The organism is Mesorhizobium sp. B2-3-12, from assembly GCF_006442205.1.
Classification (GTDB): Bacteria; Pseudomonadota; Alphaproteobacteria; order Rhizobiales; family Rhizobiaceae; genus Mesorhizobium.
Window position 1 is genome coordinate 61,119 of the sequence record NZ_VFVR01000012.1, and the last position, 19,892, is coordinate 81,010.

Consider the following 19,892-nt stretch of genomic DNA (forward strand, 5'->3'; position numbering starts at 1 on the left):
GACCCTTTCCAGTCCTCGTCCATCATCGGGATTAGCTTCGTTGCGGCCCGGAGGGCACGTCGTCGAGCAGGTTGGGCTGGTCTGAGGAATTTGTTTGCTGGTCTGCCGGAAGGGTGCCGTCTGGGGTCATCTGGTTAACTGCATCGGGCAGATCCCTGGTTATCCTTGCAACCAGCTCCTCGCGCGAGAGGCCGGTCTGGCGGGAAAGAGCCTCCAACGTCTGCGCGTCAATGGCTGTTTCCACCTCGTGCGGCTCGATTGGCTGGTTCGGCCCGGTGCCAACCCAGGAGTCGACCTTCGAGCCGGCGCCCGCATTTCTGAAGCGGTCGAGAATATCGCCCAGCGCGGTGCCGGATACGCCCTTCGACACCTGATCCAGTATCCCACCTTGGGGATTGTTGGGATCGCTCTGTGCCGCTCCGCGGATCACCTCTGCGATCTTGTCGCGGTTTCGATATGCCAGGACGCCCAGCATAGCGATCGCAAGTCTTCCTAGATTGGCCACTCATTCCTCCTATGGCTGCGAATAGGGAGAAGGTCTCGGCCTGGCAAAAGTTCCGCGATTGGCCGCCAATACCAAGGAGCACTTTGGCAACCGCAGGCATTTCTATCGCGCCGCGCGTGAGACGGAGGGTTCGGGGCGGTGGAAGATAGACCTGGGCCTGGTGCTCAAAGTCTCAGCTTTGCCCTCAGTGCATCTATGCGCTTGGAGGCCTCCGCCTTGCTCAGGTTGTCCGCAAAGCTTTCGTCATCCTGTGCCTGCTCACACAGGGTTTTGAGATAAGACGCTTGGGACGGGGTCATTGGGTCGTCGCCACTCACCCATTCGTCGGGATCTTTCTCGACGTTTGCATCGGTTTTTGCGCGCGAGTCTTCCATTGCAATCTCCTGCCGTAGCAGTGAAGAATGCGCTTGATCTCCTTTTGTTCCCCTTGCCCTTTGACGCGTCCGGGTACTGCGGTCGCCTGGTGTATGCCACTTTGCGAATATCATTGATCGTGGTTGCGCTCGCCCAATAGAGATCCGGCTGATCCCGCTACGCGCCAAGACGCCTGAAATTGGACTGTTTCGTACATCCATCTCGCAGGAACGCAGCACCATCCCGGTCGATTTTGGCACCCACCCTTGCTTGAACGGCTCGGGTGTGGTCCAGGCTTCGAACAAGACGCGCGGCGGTCCGTCGAAGGTTCGTGTGACAACCAGCTCACGCTCGGACATCCGTTCAACCGTCGTACGGTTCCTCCAAGCGCCTGGTCCGCATCGCGTGACAATGGGGCCAATCAGACCTTGAATCAGGAGCGCCGGAGAAGCAGGCGCAGCGGCGTCCGTGCTTGCGATTTCCGGCGGTCTCCTATTTCACAGCCGAGCTTTATCCACGCCGCACAAGGCCAAATCGAGGTTGGCGTCCACGCACTGCGAGGCCACTAATCTGATGTGCAGGGTGAAAAGATCAGCAATCCGTTTCGCCAAGGCCGATGAACGACAGCCTGGCCTGAGCGCACGGGCTCGACTATCAAAACACTTTGCGTTTCCCACGCTGGCCAAGACAAGGTCGGTAGACCGGGATGGCACCAACGATTGCCTTTGATTTTGCAACCACAGGAGCAGCAAACGACATGAAAGAACAGGGAGCGATCATCAGTGCCTTGGGCGTCGCTGCAAGTTTCGATGCCGCGGAGGAGGCGCGCCGCCGCATCGAATTTTTAAGCGGCTACCTGCGTGCAGCCGGCCTCGGCACGTATGTGCTGGGCATCAGCGGCGGGGTGGATTCGCTCGCGGCGGCACTGCTGGCCCAACGAGCCGTAAGCGAACTGCGGAGCGCAGGATACGATGCCAAATTCCTTGCTGTCCGGCTGCCGTATGGCACACAGGCCGACGAGAAGGATGCTCAGCTGGCACTCGACACCGTTGGCGCGGACGAAGTCCACAGGCTCGACATCAAACCGGCGGCCGACGCAATGCTGGATTCGATCAGGTCAGCTGGCGTGCAACTCGGCGATGCTCATCGGGAGGATTTCTTATTGGGCAACATAAAGGCCCGTCAGCGCATGATCGCCCAATTCGCGCTCGCCGCTGCCCGCCGAGGACTGGTCATTGGTACGGATCATGCGGCTGAGGCAATGATGGGCTTCTTCACCAAATTCGGCGACGGCGCCGCTGACCTGCTTCCTCTTTCCGGGTTAAACAAACGCCGGGTGCGCGCGCTGGCGTCGCATCTGGGTGCTCCATCTGATCTGATCAACAAAGTGCCCACCGCAGATTTGGAGAACCTCGTCCCGCTTCGTCCTGATGAAGATGCATACGGAGTGACATATGATCAGATCGACGATTTCCTCGAAGGTAAGAAAATCGACGAAGTGGCGAGAAAGCGTATCCTTGATACCTATCTCAGCACCGCTCACAAGCGCTCGCTTCCGGCGACACCCAATCTCGCGCCAGAATAACGGTGTTTGGCCGTTGCCTGCTGTTGTCGCACCGGCACGATGCCGCTGGCCGGCGTTCGGTTGCCGGTCGTCTGACATCAATGGATTTGCAGCCGGAGGTGCCTAGACGTAAGCACGGCGTCCGTTCTCGTTCACAATTTTTCGTAAACAGCCTCGACAGCAATCGGGAAATTGACGGACCGCGCGATGTAGCAAACCTCATGAATTCCATTATGGAGAGCTTCCGCCTTGTCGAGATCAACCCCGGTTTCGACACCAATCCTGGGCCGCAATGTCACGCCCAGAAAACGCCCGGCTCCGTTTGGCTCGCTCTCGCCATGGCCGACGGGTTCATCAGTATAAGAATGGACGACGATGCCCGCGTCACTCGCCAGATGCAGGTACCAAAGCATGTGGCAGGCCGAAACTGATGCGAGGAGGAGATCTTCGGGATTGGGTAGCGCCGGATTGCCCCCAAGTAGCGGGTCGTTGGAGCATTGTATCACAGGCTTTCCGGCGGTGATTATATCCCATGTCCGGTCGTAGCCCCGATACGTCCTGGTGCCGTCGCCGCGATTGCCCGTCCATCCAATGCGACAGGTGTAGTCGTGGAATTTAGCCATGCTGTATCTCTCCTGTGCTTGGATTCCCCTATCGGCCCTCCGGCCTGACGTCGCGCAGGCGCCTGGTGAGATCTGCGACCTGGCCTACCGTCCATTTCGAGTGTGTTCGCCGGTTGCTCCCTGGATCGTGCTCAAGCCCGAGACAGGAGCCCCCACGCCACTCACGACTTGGCCGGATCGGCCTTGCTGAAAAATTTCCACCGCATGTTGGGCAAACGTCATGCAGAACGGTCGCGACGCACTCTGCACAATAGGTGCACTCATAGCTGCAAATCCGGGCCTGCGAACTCCCGGGGGCAGATCGCGGTCGCACCATTCGCAATTGGGCCTGAGTTCGAGCATGGACGATCCTCCTTTCCACCCCGTCTGGATCGCATAACGGTCTTATGGCATAAATGCCATCGTGCCCTCGGATTCTGCCAAACTGCACCGCGAGCGACTGGTCGCCTTTTTGGTATTCGAGCGCACCAAGCTTCTCGATGTCACCGGCCCGCTGCAAGTCTTCAATGACGCCAAGCGAGAAAGCGGAGAACCCGCATTTCGTACTATCCTTGTTTCGCAAGAGGGCGGGCCCATCGAGACGGATGCGGGCGTTGTTCTCCAAACCGTAAGTTTCGATCACTGCCGTGAGCTCTCGATCGACACTCTCCTGGTTTCAGGTGGAACAACGGCATTAGAGGCCGCAAAATCCAGTTCCCTTCGGGGTTGGTTGATCAGACAGGCAAAGGACGTGCGTCGGCTTGGCTCGATTTGCCTGGGAGCGTTCATTCTGGCCGAGTGCGGTCTGTTGGATGGCAAACGTGCGACGACGCACTGGGAACGTTGCGCCGAACTTGCAGATCGTTTTCCGGCGATCGACGTCAGGCCCGATCCAATTTTCGTACTATGCGGGGACGTATGGACATCGGCAGGGGTGAGCGCCGGCATCGACATGGCGCTTGCGATGGTTGAGGAAGATCTCGGGCACACGACAGCCTTGGCGATCGCACGGGAGTTGGTCCTGTACCTGAAACGACCGGGCGGACAGTCACAATTCAGCACCGCGCTTCGTCAACAAACCAGAGACCGCGTCGGCCGCTTCGAGCGTCTGCATGCTTGGATTAGGGAAAATCCTGGCGCCGATCTGTCCATCCCCGCACTGTCATCCTTCATGGCCATGAGCCCGCGGAACTTTGCCCGAGTCTACTCAAGGGAAAATGGACAGACTCCAGGACGAGCCGTAGAGGCACTGCGGGTTGAGGCGGCACGAGACCTTCTGGAAACCAGCCGCGAGTCTGTCCAGCAGATCGCACACGCGGTTGGGTTCGGCGACCCTGAGACATTCCGGCGGCTTTTGCAAAATGGCTCGGGGTTGCTCCAAGCGACTACAGGAGCCGCTTTGGGCTTCATTGAGCGTGAAAACCTCCATGTGGTTGGCAACTCCGATCGAGTCTCCCACAATGTCATGGCACCCTGTGCTATTTAGTCGGTCGCAAGCGTTTGGCGGCACCTCCGATTGCGCTGCGAAAGGCAGCATCGAAATTTACGCCGGCAACCTCCCACTTTCGACCATCTGGACCAAGTGGCAGGCGCCACACCGCATGCCAGCCCGGCTCGTTGGTTTCCCAATCGAGGTGCCCGACCAAGATCGCGTCTGCGCCCAATCTGGATTGCAGCCTGGCCAGGCTCTCATGCGACATGGCATCAACTTTGTCCTGCGCGATCGCCGACAGATCGGCCTCTTTCGCGAATATGATCGGTATCGCAAAGCGCGTCGAAGCATCTTCAAAGCTTGAGCGCAGGTCCGATCCGTGGACGCCATCGGCGGCCAGCATATAGCTGCGCGCCATATCAGTCACTTCGACGAGGAGCGCCAGCTTTGGGCGCGCCCCCAGCCACGGCATCTCACCCAGCAGCGCCATCGCGTGATCCATGCGTTTCCGGTCGAACTGGAACGTGAGATCGAACGGGCGATCGCGTGTGCCCTGCTCATCGTGAATTGGAGTGCCGAACATGCGGTCATGGTAGGTGTACGACCAAACCATGACAGGGGCTCCGGTCGCCAGTGAAGCGAACGCCGGGTTATGCGCGATGTCGGGATTTCCGGTCAGCTTTTGCGCTGCCAGTTCGAAACCCTGCGGGATGGCGGGGACGCGCGTTTCCTCTCGATCTCCGGTGACGATCACGCTTGAGCGATAAAGGAGATCGTCATTTGCGTGGGCCGTGCCCCCAAACGCAAACCAGGACAGGAGCATCAACAGAGGCTTCTTCATTGATCCTCCCAGCCGTCTTGAGTAACCGTTTATGAGGTTACATATTGGCGACGATGGAATCAACGGAATTTGCCCGGACCTACCTCTCGCCGCACGGACCCATGCGCATGCTGGGTGGTGCGCCCGCCCTTGATCTTGCCAACACATTGCACTGGCGCGACGGGGCCGAGATCGACTGCATACCGAGCTATCAGGATCTGCTGATCTTTTGCATTCCGGCCCTTTTGTTGTCGGAAAATGAAGAGCGAGCCCTCGAGCGTCATGCCGCAAATCAGCCACGCGTCGCCCGCGATGTGCATCTCGAGGTCCTGAAACTGCGCGCCGCCCTCAAATCATGGCTCAACGTCTGGGCGAAAAACCTCGCCCGTGGCGTCACCCCCAAACCGGTTGCATTGCGCAGCTTTCATGAAGCGATAGGTCAGGCGGGCGGCTCGGCTGGCCTTGGCGACATCTTGAACCTCCAATCCGCGTCGGCAAACGAGAGGCTATACCTGCCGCTGCGCCGTTCGGCAGCGGCCGCTGCCATGCTGGTGCTGTTCCCATCAGGAAACGACATCAGGCAATGCGAGGCTGACCATTGCGGCGGCTTTTTCATCAACGATAGCCGCTCCAAACCGAGGCGCTGGTGCTCGATGGATGGTTGCGGCAACCGCGCCAAGGCGGCCCGCTACCGTCTGGCACATCAGAAGTAGTGCGGACGACGCTCAGACCGGAAGGGCCTGCCGCAGCCAGTCCGTGCAACCCTGCCGCATCGGACATCCAGGGGTGGACTGTGTCGGTCGTCGCGATGGTACAGATCGTTGGAGATGCGTTCGTCTGTCTCTGTCGGTCGAGGCATCGCCGCGTTAACGGTACACCGGCAAGCAGGGCGAAACCGGAGGTGTTGGGAACATGGGAGCGACTGGATCGGGCTCAGAAGAAGCGACCAGAATCGGGGCACTCGTCCCTTTGACTCGCCCGGGCTGGGTTGAGGCAGGCAGACATTTGCTCGCGGGCCTTCAGCTTGCTGTCAGCGAAATCAACGGCGCTGGCGGCATCGGCGGCAAAGCGCTTGAGCTGCTTGTCCGAGACACTGCAGCTGATCCACAGAAGGCCCTCGCGGCGGTGGATGAACTGGCTCGCTTGGGCGTGGCGGCGATTGCGGGAGAGTATCACAGTGTGGTTGCTCGCGCGGCGGCTATCAGGGCCGACGAGGTCGGCCTACCCTTTCTGTGCTCGTCGGCGGTCATCGACAGGCTCTCGGAACGGCCAACCAAATGGGTCGCACGTCTTGCTCCGCCGCAGTCTCGGGGCTGGAAAATATATGCAGACTTTCTCTCCCGCGCTGGCCACCATCGGATCGCAGTTGCATCGCAGGAGAGTGTCTACTGGGCCTCTGGCGTTCACATTCTGCGGAATCACCTTCATGCGATCGGCGGCACATTATCGGAAATCAGCATGAGTGCGCTGCCCCCGTCATCGTTGTGCGACCAACTCAGCGACCACCGGGCAACAGTCCTTCTTCTTCTGGTGGGCCAGCCAGAGCCGGCAATCTCAATCGTCAAGTCAGTTCGCAATGACAGCCGACTGTCCACGCTCAAGATCGGCGCTCCGGCCGGGCAACCGGAATTCGCTGAATGGGCCACATTGCTAGGTGAAAATGGCGCTGCGATCCCCTTCCTGAGCTACCGACCCGGGCAGCTCAATCCACTAGGCTCACGCGTCGAAAGAGCGCTGCGGGAGAAATTGGACGAGCCGCCCTCCTTCGTTGCCCTGGAAGGCTACGACACGATCGCCGTCCTTGCCGATGCGATGCGGTCCCATGGAATTGACCGGAACAGCATCGCGGCGTCATGGCCGCACATGGAGGTTGCCGGCACCCGCGGGCAAATCCAGTTCTCTCGCGCACCAGCCACGACCGTTTGGCAGTGGACTGGTGCGCCGATCCAAATCGTCGAAAGAACCCCCGGAGACCCGGCGCAATTCAGGCTTGTTCACGATCCAAGGTGACGAACGCGGGCACGACCTTGGTGGCCTGGTATAGACTGGGTCGCGCCATGCTGCGCCCGCGTGTGGACGTGGACCCAAGTTCCGCCCCGCTTCAGTTCTGTTGCTCGAGCTGTTGGAAGACCAGTCTGATGGCGTCGTTCAGGGTGGTCATGGAGTAGGGCTTTTGCACCCAGCCGAGTGGTCTTGCTGCTTCGGCGCGAAGCATCACCTGGTCATCCCCAGGCGCCGTTGTAGCCCTGCGATGCGACCTAAGATCAGCGGTTCCCGTCCAATCGCTCGTCCGGAATGACAATGGTGATGGGCTTGCCGACCACTTCCGGCGGAACAGGCGTTCGGCTCCCGGTCCCCGGGGCGAGATAATGCCGTTGAGGTTCCTTGCTGACGATGGAACCATGGGACGACTAAAATGCCGCCCAGCGTTTGGCGGCGATCGTGGAGAGGAGAAGGGGCCGGCGCAGTGCCTGAGGCTAAGGCGCCGGCCCAGGCGACCGGCAGGTTCGCCGCGCGGACAGGACGACGGCGACACGCTCAAGTGCCGGCTCATCGTATATTTGGATGTCGGGGAGAGTTGCAAGGCAGGTGAGATCCGCTCTCCCTGCTAATCCCCTGAATGGAACCGTTTCGTGTCGACGCGCATTGATGGTCTAGTCAACGGAGGGTAGCGCAGTGTCCATCATAGACAGCATCACCGGCATTTTCTCCTCCAACGAGGAGGCACCGAAGAAGGCGCCTGCTAAGAAGACCGCCCCTAAGAAGGCAGCTACGAAGAAGGCATCGACTGCGAAGGCGAGCGCGACCAAGAAGACCGGAGCTGCACCTGCTATGGCAGCGCACTCCAAGAGCTCCGCGTCCAAGGGCGAATCCGGTCAGCCCAAACCGGCGTCTAAGAAAAAAGCGGCTGCCCAATGAACAAAAGAACCCCGCTTCGGCGGGGTTCCTTCTGATTCGGCCGGGACGGTGAATGGAAAAGACATTTGGACATATTGCCAACGCCGTTGCTCGCGGAGCGGGTCGGCCGACCACATTTATTCTTTGCATCGCGCTGATCGCGGTGTGGGGTTTTTCGGGACCTGTCCTTGGCTTTTCAGAAACCTGGCAGCTCATCATCAACACCTCGACGACGATCATCACCTTCTTGATGGTTTTCCTGATCCAGAATACGCAGAACCGAGATGGAGCAGCCGTACAGGCAAAGCTTGACGAGTTGGTGCGCGTGAGTAGCGGCAAGAACAGCTTTATCGGGATAGATCACTTAACGGCGGCCGAGGTCGAAGAGATCCGGTCGACCTGTGAGGCCGCAGTTGCCCGCGCCCACTCAACCGAGCCGGCACGCAGGGCAAGCGAAGGCGCAAGGAAAAAGAACGCCACCAACGGCAAGCAAAGCTTCTCATCGTACATGAGAAAAGGCGTCTAAGCCGCTCTTCGCAAATCGCAATATGCTTTCTGCGGGCTGCCGTACCTCCGGATACGCTACTAGCCCCCATGTCCAAGACGGACCAATGGTCTGGCTGGCTCTACCTCCTCTTCCAAAAATTCTCCATGGAGAGATAGGTGAACGAGGCGGTCCAACTCAAAAGCACCAGGCCGGTGAGCGCCTCAGACGAGGCAATCAGTCGGATCGCACCCTCGGCCCTTATGTCGCCCACTCCCAGCGTCGTGTAATTGGTGACGGAGAAATACAGGAAGTCGATCCAGCCATCGGAGATTTCTCCGACGATTTGTCCGAACAGCCCGTAGCTATGGAGTCCCCAGAAGACGGAACCGTAGAATGTAATCTCGACTGTGTGGGCGGCAAGCGCTCCGAAGATCACGATCAGCAGGCGTCCTCGGCTCGGGAACCCACCGACCTCGGCTGAACGGGCAGAGCTTGCAACCATTTTGAACGCCTCATAGTGGACGAGAACACAGGCGATCGCCAAAATGAGCGAAACAAGACTGACTGCGATGACGTTCATGACGATGCACCGGTTAGGAAGGCTTGGTGTTGATCGCAAGATTCAGTGCCTCTGTGAAGGTCTGGTTTGCTGCGATACAGTCTTATCGCCTATGGCTCGCTCAAGCCGCAGAGACCAATCGATCGCCCGGTCGCGGCTTGACAGCTTCGTGGTAAATTCGAAGGACGGTCGCGGGCTTTGGCTCGCAGGATGCCTGGCATCTCATGCCATAACGCAGATCCCGCTGATCTACCTGCAACCGCATGCTGAACCAATTTAGGAATGTTCCTCCTTCTCCAGTAGGTCAGGTCAGTGCACCTTGCCGGAGGTCGGCCGACCAGGTCAGGTCAGTGGGGTCCTTTCCTTCTGGCTTACAACAGCCGCCACCGCCGCGCCGCCTCCTAGCGCAAGCGATCGGCGTCGACGTCTGCTGTTTGACGTTTTAGAAGATGACGCCGCGTAGGCGCTGCGGTTACGCCGCCCGTCTTCTGCGAAACGGTCGCTATTTGGAGATGCTTTCTTTGGCTTGGTTCTCGGTCGAAGCATTCTCATGACCAAACCATAATTCAGTCGAGGCACGTGTTCCAGTCGCTTTAGCGTTCACTAATGCTGCCTGATCTGTTCCCCGCAGTCGAGCGTTCTGTGCGATCGTTGGCAAAGTCCAAGCGCAACTGCTCACCAAGCCGAGGCACCTAGGCCGTCGATCACGGCCATGAATTTACAAAAGCGCCGAGCAGTCGATCTCATCGCCCAAGGAGGCTTCATCGTCGCTAACGAGCCATTGCGAATGTGCCCTCAGTCGCCTGAGGCCAGCAGTCTTCGCGTGGCGTTCGGTTCGCTCGACCTCCAGCGTTGCTGACCCTGAGCAGCATGCTGCCCGGCGGAGTTCCGTGACCAGCCCTTTGCATTCGGAAATGGCAGGGACCCAAACGGAGTGATCGTGATCCACTTGATCCCTTCCCTTCCCTCCCCGATTAGTGTGTCAACAATGTCGGATGTGAAGAGGTAAGTCGTCCCTCATTAGACTGATGCGACACCGCCAAAATGGGGTATCTCGCCTGTTCTCCGCCTGGTTCCGATGCCACTGAACCCACCTGCAGACGGCTAAAAGTCCCGACATGAGCCCACGGCAGATCGGGTGAGGACACCGGGGCTGGCGATGAGTCACCTGCTGACGATTCCTTGCGGGTATTTTATGCTGCACCGCAGCAACCAACCTGGAAAGGCGGCGTTGGGCTGGATTGGATCTGCTTTCGGCCGACGCAAAAGGATGCCGACATGGGAAGTCTCGCTGATGCCGTTGCACGTGTTGCTGCTCGACGCAAACAGATCGACGGCGTCTTGGGTGGTCGCCAACAAAACCAGCGCTTATCCGAGCTTCAGGCATTCGGGTCAAACCCCGGGAATTTGCGAGGCTGGACATACCGCCCCAAGAACGTTGCAGCGCATGCCCCTCTGGTCGTTGTTCTGCATGGCTGTACGCAATCGGCTGCGTCCTATGATCGCGGCGCCGGCTGGTCGAGGATGGCAGATCGCAATGGCTTTGCCGTGCTCTTTCCAGAACAGCAGCGCAGCAACAATGCCAATCTTTGTTTCAACTGGTTTGTCCCAGACGACACCCGACGGGACTCGGGTGAGGCGCTTTCGATCCGCCAAATGATAGAGGCAGAGGTCACCGCCCAGGATATGGACCGAACCAGAATCTTTATTACCGGTCTTTCTGCTGGCGGCGCGATGGCGGCCGCCATGCTGGCGACTTACCCGGAAGTCTTTGCGGCCGGGGCGATCATAGCTGGCCTACCCTATGGCAGCGCCAAAAGCCTGCCGCAGGCTTTCGACCGGATGCGAGGTCACGGCGGACCCACCGCGAAGCTATTGGCGACCACCGTCCAGCAAGCTTCCGGTCACTCCGGACCTTGGCCGAAACTCTCCGTCTGGCATGGAAGCGCCGACCAAACTGTCAGTCCGGTCAACTCCGATCAGCTCGTCGGGCAGTGGCTTACACTGCTGGGGCAGAGTAGATCCCAACCCCAGAGGGAGCAGCATCAGGGCTATCGCCGGGACGTCTGGAAGAATGCCGCGAATGAGGAAGTCATCGAGTCGTACCTAATTCAGGGCATGGCGCACGGGACACCTGTGGATTCTGGAGACGGATTGAGTCACGCCGGACCCTTCATGATCGACACCGGAATTTCGTCCACCTCGCTCATTTCCCGCTTCTGGGGACTGGAAGATGCGGGCTCTGACAGGCAGTCGCAACATACGCGTTTATCGGCAACATCGGCTGGACAATCCCCTTTGGCGGTCGCGCAACCGCAGTTCGAACCGCGCGATCCGGCGGCAGGGCCTGGTCGATTTATCGAAAACGCTCTTCGCGCTGCGGGCTTGATGAAGTAGGTCACCGCAAGGCTTAGTCTCGGATCGTCGGCGAGCGGGCGGGCCTGTATGCCAAAACTGTTAGATTAACCCGAGGCGTAGGCAGGCTGGGCCGTCGAAAGGGCAGGAGTGCCCGGGATGCTTATGTTGATTTTCAAACCGTCCAATGTCCACTCCCGCAGGATCTGACCCTGAAGCTGCTTCTGGACTATTGCATCGATCATGGTCGTGCCGAAGCCGGGCTCCCCTGGCGAGGATCCAGCTTTACGTCTCCCGCTTTCTTCCCACCGCAGGTTAAAGCCGCCATGATCGCCCGTCGCCTGCCAGCTGACCTGCAACCGCCCAGTATCCTTGGCGAGGGCCCCATGGGTGGCGGCGTTGACGATCAGTTCATGGGCGACGAGAGCCAGTGGTTGAACGACCACCGCAGCGATCAGCACTTCAGGTCCGGTCAATACTGTCCTGTCTGAAGCGAAATGGGCGACCTGCCTGGAGACGATTTCGTCCAACGGCACATCGCGCCAGCCGCACTCGGCCAACAGGGCGTGTGCGATTGCCAAAGCCTGGACACGGCGTTGAACGGCCGCGGCATAGAGCGATGCATTGTCCGCCTTGCTCAGCCGAACGATGCCATCGACAACCGCTAGGACATTCTTTGCCCGATGATCGACTTCCATGAGGAGGCGGTGCTCCGCCGCTTCGAGGCTCTGAATTTTGCGATGTTTGGTTACATCGATTTGCGACGCGAAGTAGTACAGGAGCTCCCCTTCATCGTCGTGGATGGGGCTTAGATGGAGCTGGTTCCAGAACGGCGATCCGTCCTTGCGGAAATTCAGGATCTCCACATTCGTCTCGCGTTCACGCTCTATCGCCGCTCGGACCTCCGCAACGGCCGCCGGCGATGTGCCCTCCCCCTGTAGGAAGCGGCAATTTCTGCCCAGGATTTCATCGGATGTATAGCCGGTGAGATCCAAAAAGGCCCTGTTGGCCAGCACGATGGGATTGTCAGGCTGCCTAGCATCGGTGATGACGATGGGCATGCGCGTGCGCTCGAACGCAGCCGACGCCAATTCCTTGCGATCCGCCCATGCGGTGGAGGCTGCTGCCGCCGGCGCGTCGCCATGCAGGGCTGACGAAGGTTTGGCTTTATCAGGCACTCTTTGCTCACTTGGTAGATATCAGGGACAACGCCCGATTTCCTACAAGGTTTCCGACGTGAAGCTTTTCGACCAGGACCGCTTGCCCGAGTAAAGCCGCCAATCGGTTCTTCGGGATGTTCACTTCAAGCGAGGCACACGGGGCCTGTGCCCCAGCTCCAACGTGCAATCTCCGCGCATCAAGCGTCGCGGCATGTATCATGGAGCATTACGCATGTTTATGGTCTACAGCTTGACCGATGGGTTCCAGGCGAAGTTGAGCCGGTTGAATGGTCCCGCACCGGCGCGGCTGCCAACGCAACGCGCGGTGCAGCCGTCACGACAGGGATGCTCATCAGGAGGTGACGGCTCAATCAACGGGCCATTCCGTCCGCCACTTCCCATCGACGCCTCGAACCAATACCTCGGCATCGTAGCCCGTGGCCGAAGCACTCCTCGCCGTCTCGACAGCCGCACGAACGGCATCGGACAAGCATCGCAAGGTGACGGGCATGTTTGGCGGCCAGCCGAATGGACACGGCCTGCCCTGCTGAACCGGCCGGGCTACCACCGTTCCAACCAGGCGAATTTCCTTGCCGAGCCGCGAAAGCGATCGGACGCTCGAGCAGATTGCGAGTCGGTGCCGATTTGTGCCCGCACTTTCGCGGGCTTCGTCCGGTATAAAGGAATGCCGCCAGGAACTTACCGAAACGGTTTAAAACGGCTTTCCTTGTCGTGACGGATGCTGCCGCAACCTCGAGAGGTATCGGCTTTTCTATCACGGTGGTCCCGCAGCTCGCTCGCAGCAGTCCAAGGGAACCCGATCGATCGTTTATCCTACACCGAGGAGCTCTGCTCAGGCGAACTCAAAGCGAAGAAGCGATCGGTGACCCGGACGACATATGCCGCAAGATTTGAGTGACTTTCGATCCGCCGGCGAAGGTCGGTTTCGAAAACCGGCACCAGCAGACTTCGCAAGACCCCGTAAATGAACCCGTCGACAGCGGTCGCTTTATCGCCCATTACATATGAGCTTGCTGTGAGCTGGGTGGCGATTGCATCAATGTCGCGTCCCGCGTTTTCCTCGACGGCGGCAGGCGAAAGCCGGCCAGTCCCCTGGAGATAAAGTGTCTTCATCATGCGGCTCCGGCCTATGCGTCGAACAAGCGGGCGCACGGGGCCGGGCAACCGGTCAAAAAAATGGGCGGGTCCCGCTGCAAAATTACGATCACCCCGCCAGCGGAGATCGATCAACGCGAAATAGAGATGCTCTTCCGCCATTTTCTCGATCGCCCAGGCGATAGCGCGTTGCCTGGGGGTGAGACCGGCGTCCAAATCGACATTGTATTTGCGCTCGACATGGCGGCGGATGAGCGCGGAGTCGGCGATTATTTCACCATCGTCCTCAATGAAGGGAACCTTGCCGTTTGGCGCCTTGGCAGTGCCGTCGCCGCAATGTTCATACTCAAGCCCGGCGAGCTTGAGCTGCATCATCGTTTTGATGACGAAAGGGCTGCCGTCCGGCATCCCGAAATGAGGGCCGAAACCGTGAACAATAATCAAGCTTGCCTCCTTCGTGCTAGCTCACCGAGGCATAGGCGCTTCGTGCCGAGACCGCCGTCCGGTTCGGTTGCGAAGCGTTATCCGCCAAAAAACGCCGGCGCGATCGTGAGCCGAGATTGCTATAGTCTTTCGAGCCGCCGCATGGCATCCATCCGTTCAGCAATTTCCATATACATAGTGTAAATCGAAATAGCCACAGGAGATTGGGACCGGCGCATGACGAAGAGACAATATGTGAGCGAGGTGCGCACCGCCGCGGTGACGCAGAAGCGCGAGCGTGTGATCGAGGCGGCTCAGCGCTTGCTGCGGGAGGACGGCATTGGCGGCTTCTCGCTGGATTCGGTTGCGAAAGCAGCCGGGATCACGCGTCTCACAGTCTACAATCAGTTCGGTTCGCGCCGAGGTCTCCTCGAAGCTGCTTTTGACGAGATCGCGCAGCGCGGCGGCCTTGCTCGCCTGAGCGTCGCCATTGCCAACCCCAACGCGCGCAAGGGCATTGAACAACTGGTCGACATCTTCTGCAGGTTCTGGGACAGCGACCCGGCCCTCGCGTCCCTGCACGACGCCGTGGGAATAGACGATGAATTCGCGCAGGCGTTGGTCGAGCGCAACGAGCGCCGTCGGACGAATCTCACCACGCTGCTGGACCGGGTTTTGGAGGGCCACCACGGCAACAAGGCGCACAGGGAGGCGATCGATCTCATGTTCGGCCTGACGAGTTGCGCGATGTACCAGCACCTCAGGAGGGGCCGCACGAGCAGAGCTGTGGCGGATATCATCAAGAGCGCTTGCAACGATGCGATCGATCGGCTCCTCCGATCGAGCTAACTCGTCTCCATGGGCCTTTGCTTTCTCGCCTTCGCCTGACGGGCCAACCCCCTAGACGAGCAGCGGTGATGATCAGTCCAACGACTGCACAGATCATCACCGCGACACGAATGATCATGAAACCCATATCGCGCTGACCCCGCCCAGGGGAGAGATCCAGGGCCAGGGCCTGTCCAAACTCATTCCCATCGCTCCACGCTCTCCACCGATTGCCAGCACGTTAATTTTACAGTATGTATACCGAATACCAGTTACGGAATGTGCGGCTGCACTATCCGTTGGCAAGCGAGGCGAGTTTGCAGGCAGCGCTCCTTGAAACGACCGGGGTTGTGGCAAGTCGATTTTTCCGACGCCCGTTCGCGGGCCGCCTCCACGTCATTGCCGTCTTTCAAACCGAAGCCAATTGGTTTACCCGGGTCGCCGGCGCGCACAGTGCCTGCGCGGCACGCTCGGGCGTTGCCAATGCTCGGGGCTTTCGCAACCTGTCAGGAGCGACCCGGTGAGGTCATCAGCCCGCTCCGCATCTCAGCCGCAGGCTGTCCTCATCGTAGGAGCCGGTCCTACCGGCTTGGCATTGGCGCTCAGCCTGGCAAAGGCGGGAGTTGCGCTTCGCGTGGTGGACAGCAGGCGTGTGCCTGCGACGACATCGCGCGCCATCGGCATTCAGGCTCGCACACTCGAACTTCTTGATCTCTTCGGCTTGGCCAATGCGTTCGTCTCACGGGGTCTCCAAGCACGTGCAGGCAACATATATGCTGGACGGCGGCAGCTCGTTCACCTCGACCTGTCACCCTTGTCGAGCCGTTTTCCTTTCATTCTCCTTCTGGAGCAGACCGAAACGGAGCGGCTGATGACCGAAGCCCTCGCCGGGCTGGGTGTGCACGTCGAACGAGGCGTTGAACTGATGTCCTTCGACCAAGACGCCGAGGGCGTAACGGCGTATCTTTGCGAGCCATCCGGAACTCCGCAGGCTGCCCGCTTTGCTTATATGATTGGATGCGACGGCGCCCACAGCATCACGCGCCATGGTCTCGGCCTAGGCTTCACCGGCAGGACCTTGCAGCAAAACTTCGTGCTCGCCGATCTGGACGTAGACTGGGCGCTCAGTGACGACGAGTTCCACATTTTCACGTCCCCCGAGGGCCTAATGGCAATTTTCCCGATGCGCCATGGCCACCGACTGATCGCGGAAGTTCCTGCCCCGTCGCGGGACTCGGCGAGCGACCCAACCCTTGCCCAGCTTCGCGAGCTCGCAGGGCAACGCGTGGCAACCGCGATAAGCGTGGCGAACGTTCGATGGTCGTCCTTTTTCCGGTTGAACAGTCGGCTGGCGACCAGACTTCAGACCGGGCGTATTTTTCTGGCTGGGGATTCCGCCCACATTCACAGCCCAGCGGGCGCTCAGGGCATGAACACCGGAATTCAAGACGCGCTCAATCTGGGCTGGAAACTTGCGCTCGTTCTCGCCGGCCAAGCGCCGACCGATCTTCTCAAGACCTATGAGAGCGAACGCTATGCCGTTGAACGAGCGGTGCTGCGCAACACTGAAGTGCTCACCAGGATTGTATCGCTTCGAGCACCAATTCTGAGGTTTGCGCGCGACCTTGTCGCACCTCGGATTGCTCGCATGGACTTCGTGCAGACGGCCGCGCGCGAGACGATCAGCGAAATCGCCGTAAGTTATCGCCGAAGGGGGCTCCATGCCAAAATCAGGGACGCCAACGGGCTTGTTGCTGGAGACCGGCTACCCGATCTCGCGATCGAAGTCGACGGCAATGGTCCGGCACGACGCCTCTACTCGGAGTTGGACCCGACCCGGTTCACCTTGCTAGTGCTCACTTCAGAAGACGCAAGCAGCATCGATGCAGAAATCACGCCAATGCTTTCGCGCCAAATAGCAAAGCTCGTCGTTGCCCAGCTCCCAGATAGCGGTCCGCACAGAAGCCATGATGAATGGTTTTACCTGGTCAGACCGGATGCCTATCTGGCGGTTCACGGCCCGCGCTCGCGCATCGCACAGGCCGCCACCTGGATCGAGCTCGGATTCAGCGGGTGACCCCGCTCGTCCGCTTACCCGACGAACCTGCTGCGCCTCGTCCAGCGCTTCAGTCCAGACAAACACGCGAGAACAGCAAGCGTCCAACGCCTGAATGGAGCCGGATGCAGATCTCCGGCGCCTGTGTGCGCGACTGCAATCGATGCGCTTGCTTTTGAAAGCTGCCGACGGGGCGAACGAATTCGGCTAGACCATGCGTCTGGTTGTCGTGCACCGCAAAGCGCCGCGATGACCTGCCGCCTGACTGGAACTGCGTTGCAAGCTGGACGTTAGAAATTGCTGCAGCATGGTTCGCTCAGGAACCTCTGATGTTCAATTTCCTCTTTGCCACAGGCATTGAAAACAGCGCTCCCACGATCAGTGGAGGTCGGGAGCGGGTCGACGAAATGGAGAAATGTCGCTTCTACGAGCAATGGCGCACCGACTTCGAACTGCTCCAGGATCTGGGTCTTCGCTTCCTCCGCTATGGGCCCCCAATTCACAAGACTTGGCTGGGCGACGGACACTACGACTGGACCTTCGCCGATGAGACGTTCTCTGACCTGAAGGCCAAGGATATTCTTCCCATCGTCGACCTTTGCCATTTCGGCGTCCCAGACTGGGTGGGCAATTTCCAGAACCCGGATTTCCCGCGGCTGTTTGAACGTTACGCGCACGACTTCGCAATCCGCTTTCCTTGGATCCAGCTCTACACGCCGGTCAATGAAATGTTCATCTGCGCCACCTTTTCCGCGCGCTGGGGCTGGTGGAACGAGCAACTGAGCAGCGATACCGCCTTCGTCACGGCTCTCAAGCATATCGTGAAGGGCAACGTCGTGGCGATGCGGGCAATCCTGCATGTGAGGCCGGACGCTATCTTCATTCAAAGCGAGTCCTCGGAATACTTCCACGCCGACTCCCCCGAGGCCATCGGCAAGGCGGAGCGTTTCAATAGCCAGCGTTTCCTATCGCTCGACCTCAACTACGGCCATGACGTCGACGCGCGCACTTATCGCTATCTGCTCGAAAACGGCATGACCGCGCAGGAGTACAGTTTCTTCCTGGAGAACCATTTGCGCAGGCATTGCGTGATGGGCACCGACTATTACCAGACCAACGAACACCGGGTTTGGGCGGACGGCACCACGTCGGCGTCCGGCGAGGTGTTTGGGTATGACGAGATTACGCGCCAGTATTTTAGCCGTTACCGCCTGCCTGTAATGCATACAGAGACAAACATCAGCGAGGGGCCGAACGGGGACGAAGCCGTTTACTGGTTGTGGAAGGAGTGGGCTAATGTGCTTAGGATCCGCAACGACGGCATACCTATCGTCGGCTTCACTTGGTATTCTCTGACGGATCAGGTGGACTGGGATAGCGCTCTGCGCGAGAACAACGGAAGGGTCAACGCGGTTGGCCTCTATGACCTGGACCGCAACCCTCGGGCGGTAGGAAACGCCTATAAGGCGCTGATCGCCAACTGGAACAAGGTGCTCGCCACCCAAAGTGTCTGCCTCGCTTTGCCCGTCTTTTTGCCGTCCGAGCAGGACGACCCAAGTGTTCGCGCGCAGCAGGACTACGCACGGGACCTTTTGCATGTTGACCGGATGGCCGAAGCTGGGGCCGAGCCGCTTGAACCCTCCAAGGACAAGGTGAATCCCGATGCGCCTGGCTGACAAGAGCGCGATTGTAACTGGCGCCGCAAGCGGCATTGGGCTGGCCATCGCTGTGCGCTTAGGCGCTGAGGGCGCACGGGTTGTCATTGTGGACGTGGACTTAGCCAGGGCAGAGGCGGCCGCGCAGGCAGTCCGAAAAGGCGGCGCGCCGGATACCGCCGTCTCGGTTTGCGACGTTGCCGACGAGATTGCCGTCTCACAGTGCTGCCAGCTGGCGCTGACGCGATTTGGCAGAATGGACATTATCGTCAACAACGCCGGCTTGATAATGTTCAAGCCCCTCAACGCATTCACCAGCGCTGATTGGCTGAAGGTGCTGAGCGTCGACTTGCTGGGGGCGGTTCATTTCACGCGTGAGGCATTCGCGCACATGACCCATGGGGGATCGATCGTGAACATCTCGAGCGTGCACGCGGTTGAAACAACCCCGCATGTCGCCCCTTACGCAGCGGCGAAAGCCGCGCTGCTGTCTCTCACCCGGTCCACCGCGATCGAAGGCCGGGCGCAAGGCATACGTGCCAATGCCATCCTGCCAGGAGCCATCGATACACCCATGCTTTGGGAGAACCCGAATATCAAGTCCGGGGCCGAGACCATCACGCCGCAAGATGTCGGAAAGCCGGAGCAGATTGCCGCGGCCGCCGCCTTTCTGGCTTCACACGACGCCGCCTTCGTCAACGGCGCGGCGCTCAACGTGGATGGCGGCCGGTTGGCGCGGCTCTAGACTACTTCGAAGGGGAGGATGGACGCCCGCACCGGCAGCGAAGGCGCGCACCACGAATAATCCTGCAATCTTCTTGTTGCCGTGGCGGGGCGTTCTGCGGTTGGTGATTGCGCAACGACCGGCCAGCGAGCGGAGCTCGGAGACAGCCACATCGTCACTGGTTGGCTGGCTCCGCTGCCAGTTACTCCACCGCGCGGACGATCTGGCAGGCAGCCCAGCGGAATGTAGCCGGCGACGATGGCACGTTATGGCATGCGCACCGCGTACCGAGTTTTACGCCAACCGGGCGCGAACGCAGCCACATTGCGCGGCGGGCGGGCCGACCTGAGCTTG

General features: G+C 59.7%; 18 protein-coding genes and 2 pseudogenes. 11 read left to right on the forward strand and 9 right to left on the reverse strand.

The annotated features are described in order from the left end of the window. Window positions 1–31 precede the first annotated feature (31 nt). The 3 genes and pseudogenes from FJ948_RS26365 to FJ948_RS30805 form a co-directional block, all read right to left on the reverse strand. A complete protein-coding gene (locus FJ948_RS26365; RefSeq protein ID WP_140709640.1) occupies window positions 32–505 on the reverse strand; it encodes a YidB family protein in 474 nt (157 codons plus the stop codon). Window positions 506–669: 164 nt separating this feature from the next. Next, window positions 670–879, reverse strand: coding sequence for a DUF3072 domain-containing protein (locus tag FJ948_RS26370; protein WP_140709721.1), 210 nt, complete (start codon window positions 877–879; stop codon window positions 670–672). Window positions 880–1,068: 189 nt separating this feature from the next. Continuing rightward, a pseudogene (locus FJ948_RS30805) lies at window positions 1,069–1,218 on the reverse strand (ATPase); the annotation flags it as partial. 347 nt (window positions 1,219–1,565) lie between these two features. Here FJ948_RS30805 and nadE point away from each other — a divergent pair. Then, window positions 1,566–2,444: an ammonia-dependent NAD(+) synthetase gene (nadE, locus tag FJ948_RS26380; RefSeq protein WP_246677629.1), complete on the forward strand. Its 879-nt coding sequence runs from the start codon at window positions 1,566–1,568 to the stop codon at window positions 2,442–2,444. Between the two features lie 131 nt (window positions 2,445–2,575). Here the strand turns inward: nadE and FJ948_RS26385 are convergent, their stop codons facing one another. Together FJ948_RS26385 and FJ948_RS26390 are read right to left on the reverse strand one after the other, a co-directional pair. Then, the gene (locus FJ948_RS26385) at window positions 2,576–3,046 is read right to left on the reverse strand and encodes an OsmC family protein (RefSeq protein WP_140709642.1); all 471 of its coding nucleotides are present in this window, start codon (window positions 3,044–3,046) and stop codon (window positions 2,576–2,578) included. Between the two features lie 28 nt (window positions 3,047–3,074). Continuing rightward, a pseudogene (locus FJ948_RS26390) lies at window positions 3,075–3,388 on the reverse strand (DUF1272 domain-containing protein). A 61-nt stretch (window positions 3,389–3,449) separates the two neighbouring features. Between FJ948_RS26390 and FJ948_RS26395 the strand changes: the two are divergent. Next, on the forward strand, window positions 3,450–4,511 hold the full coding sequence (locus tag FJ948_RS26395) for a GlxA family transcriptional regulator (RefSeq protein ID WP_246677630.1): 1,062 nt from the start codon (window positions 3,450–3,452) through the stop codon (window positions 4,509–4,511). Here the strand turns inward: FJ948_RS26395 and FJ948_RS26400 are convergent. Then, entirely contained in the window at window positions 4,504–5,298 is a 795-nt protein-coding gene (locus FJ948_RS26400; protein ID WP_181173840.1) for a DUF2066 domain-containing protein, read from the reverse strand. The genes FJ948_RS26395 and FJ948_RS26400 overlap by 8 nt on opposite strands. A 53-nt stretch (window positions 5,299–5,351) precedes the next feature. Here FJ948_RS26400 and FJ948_RS26405 point away from each other — a divergent pair, with 53 nt between their 5' ends. The 4 genes from FJ948_RS26405 to FJ948_RS26420 all read left to right on the forward strand — a co-directional run bounded on the left by FJ948_RS26405 (window position 5,352) and on the right by FJ948_RS26420 (window position 8,701). Next, window positions 5,352–5,990: a CGNR zinc finger domain-containing protein gene (locus FJ948_RS26405; RefSeq protein WP_224541845.1), complete on the forward strand. Its 639-nt coding sequence runs from the start codon at window positions 5,352–5,354 to the stop codon at window positions 5,988–5,990. A gap of 199 nt (window positions 5,991–6,189) precedes the next feature. Next, complete coding sequence (locus FJ948_RS26410; RefSeq protein ID WP_140709648.1) at window positions 6,190–7,287, forward strand: ABC transporter substrate-binding protein; 1,098 nt, start codon at window positions 6,190–6,192, stop codon at window positions 7,285–7,287. A 666-nt stretch (window positions 7,288–7,953) separates the two neighbouring features. Continuing rightward, complete coding sequence (locus FJ948_RS26415) at window positions 7,954–8,196, forward strand: hypothetical protein (protein ID WP_181173841.1); 243 nt, start codon at window positions 7,954–7,956, stop codon at window positions 8,194–8,196. A gap of 52 nt (window positions 8,197–8,248) precedes the next feature. After that, the gene (locus tag FJ948_RS26420) at window positions 8,249–8,701 is read left to right on the forward strand and encodes a low affinity iron permease family protein (RefSeq protein ID WP_140709650.1); all 453 of its coding nucleotides are present in this window, start codon (window positions 8,249–8,251) and stop codon (window positions 8,699–8,701) included. A 100-nt stretch (window positions 8,702–8,801) separates the two neighbouring features. On the opposite strand, the gene FJ948_RS26425 is transcribed toward FJ948_RS26420, so the two are convergent. Continuing rightward, on the reverse strand, window positions 8,802–9,242 hold the full coding sequence (locus tag FJ948_RS26425) for an ion channel (protein ID WP_140709652.1): 441 nt from the start codon (window positions 9,240–9,242) through the stop codon (window positions 8,802–8,804). 1,257 nt (window positions 9,243–10,499) lie between these two features. Here FJ948_RS26425 and FJ948_RS26430 point away from each other — a divergent pair. After that, window positions 10,500–11,618, forward strand: a complete 1,119-nt coding sequence (locus tag FJ948_RS26430; RefSeq protein WP_140709654.1) for a PHB depolymerase family esterase — start codon at window positions 10,500–10,502, stop codon at window positions 11,616–11,618. A gap of 65 nt (window positions 11,619–11,683) precedes the next feature. On the opposite strand, the gene FJ948_RS26435 is transcribed toward FJ948_RS26430, so the two are convergent. Both FJ948_RS26435 and FJ948_RS26440 read right to left on the reverse strand, forming a co-directional pair. Then, window positions 11,684–12,754 carry a PAS domain-containing protein gene (locus FJ948_RS26435; protein WP_140709656.1) on the reverse strand — a complete coding sequence of 357 codons (1,071 nt, stop codon included), beginning with the start codon at window positions 12,752–12,754 and terminating at the stop codon, window positions 11,684–11,686. A gap of 816 nt (window positions 12,755–13,570) precedes the next feature. Continuing rightward, window positions 13,571–14,296 carry a glutathione S-transferase family protein gene (locus FJ948_RS26440; RefSeq protein ID WP_210242290.1) on the reverse strand — a complete coding sequence of 242 codons (726 nt, stop codon included), beginning with the start codon at window positions 14,294–14,296 and terminating at the stop codon, window positions 13,571–13,573. Window positions 14,297–14,512: 216 nt separating this feature from the next. Here FJ948_RS26440 and FJ948_RS26445 point away from each other — a divergent pair, with 216 nt between their 5' ends. The 4 genes from FJ948_RS26445 to FJ948_RS26460 all read left to right on the forward strand — a co-directional run bounded on the left by FJ948_RS26445 (window position 14,513) and on the right by FJ948_RS26460 (window position 19,559). Next, complete coding sequence (locus tag FJ948_RS26445; protein ID WP_140709658.1) at window positions 14,513–15,124, forward strand: TetR/AcrR family transcriptional regulator; 612 nt, start codon at window positions 14,513–14,515, stop codon at window positions 15,122–15,124. A 499-nt stretch (window positions 15,125–15,623) separates the two neighbouring features. Next, on the forward strand, window positions 15,624–17,180 hold the full coding sequence (locus tag FJ948_RS26450; RefSeq protein WP_224541816.1) for an FAD-dependent monooxygenase: 1,557 nt from the start codon (window positions 15,624–15,626) through the stop codon (window positions 17,178–17,180). 308 nt (window positions 17,181–17,488) lie between these two features. Next, window positions 17,489–18,835, forward strand: coding sequence for a family 1 glycosylhydrolase (locus FJ948_RS26455; protein WP_140709661.1), 1,347 nt, complete (start codon window positions 17,489–17,491; stop codon window positions 18,833–18,835). Continuing rightward, entirely contained in the window at window positions 18,822–19,559 is a 738-nt protein-coding gene (locus FJ948_RS26460) for an SDR family oxidoreductase (protein ID WP_140709663.1), read from the forward strand. Before FJ948_RS26455 ends, FJ948_RS26460 begins: the two co-directional genes overlap by 14 nt. The last annotated feature ends 333 nt before the right edge of the window (window positions 19,560–19,892 follow it).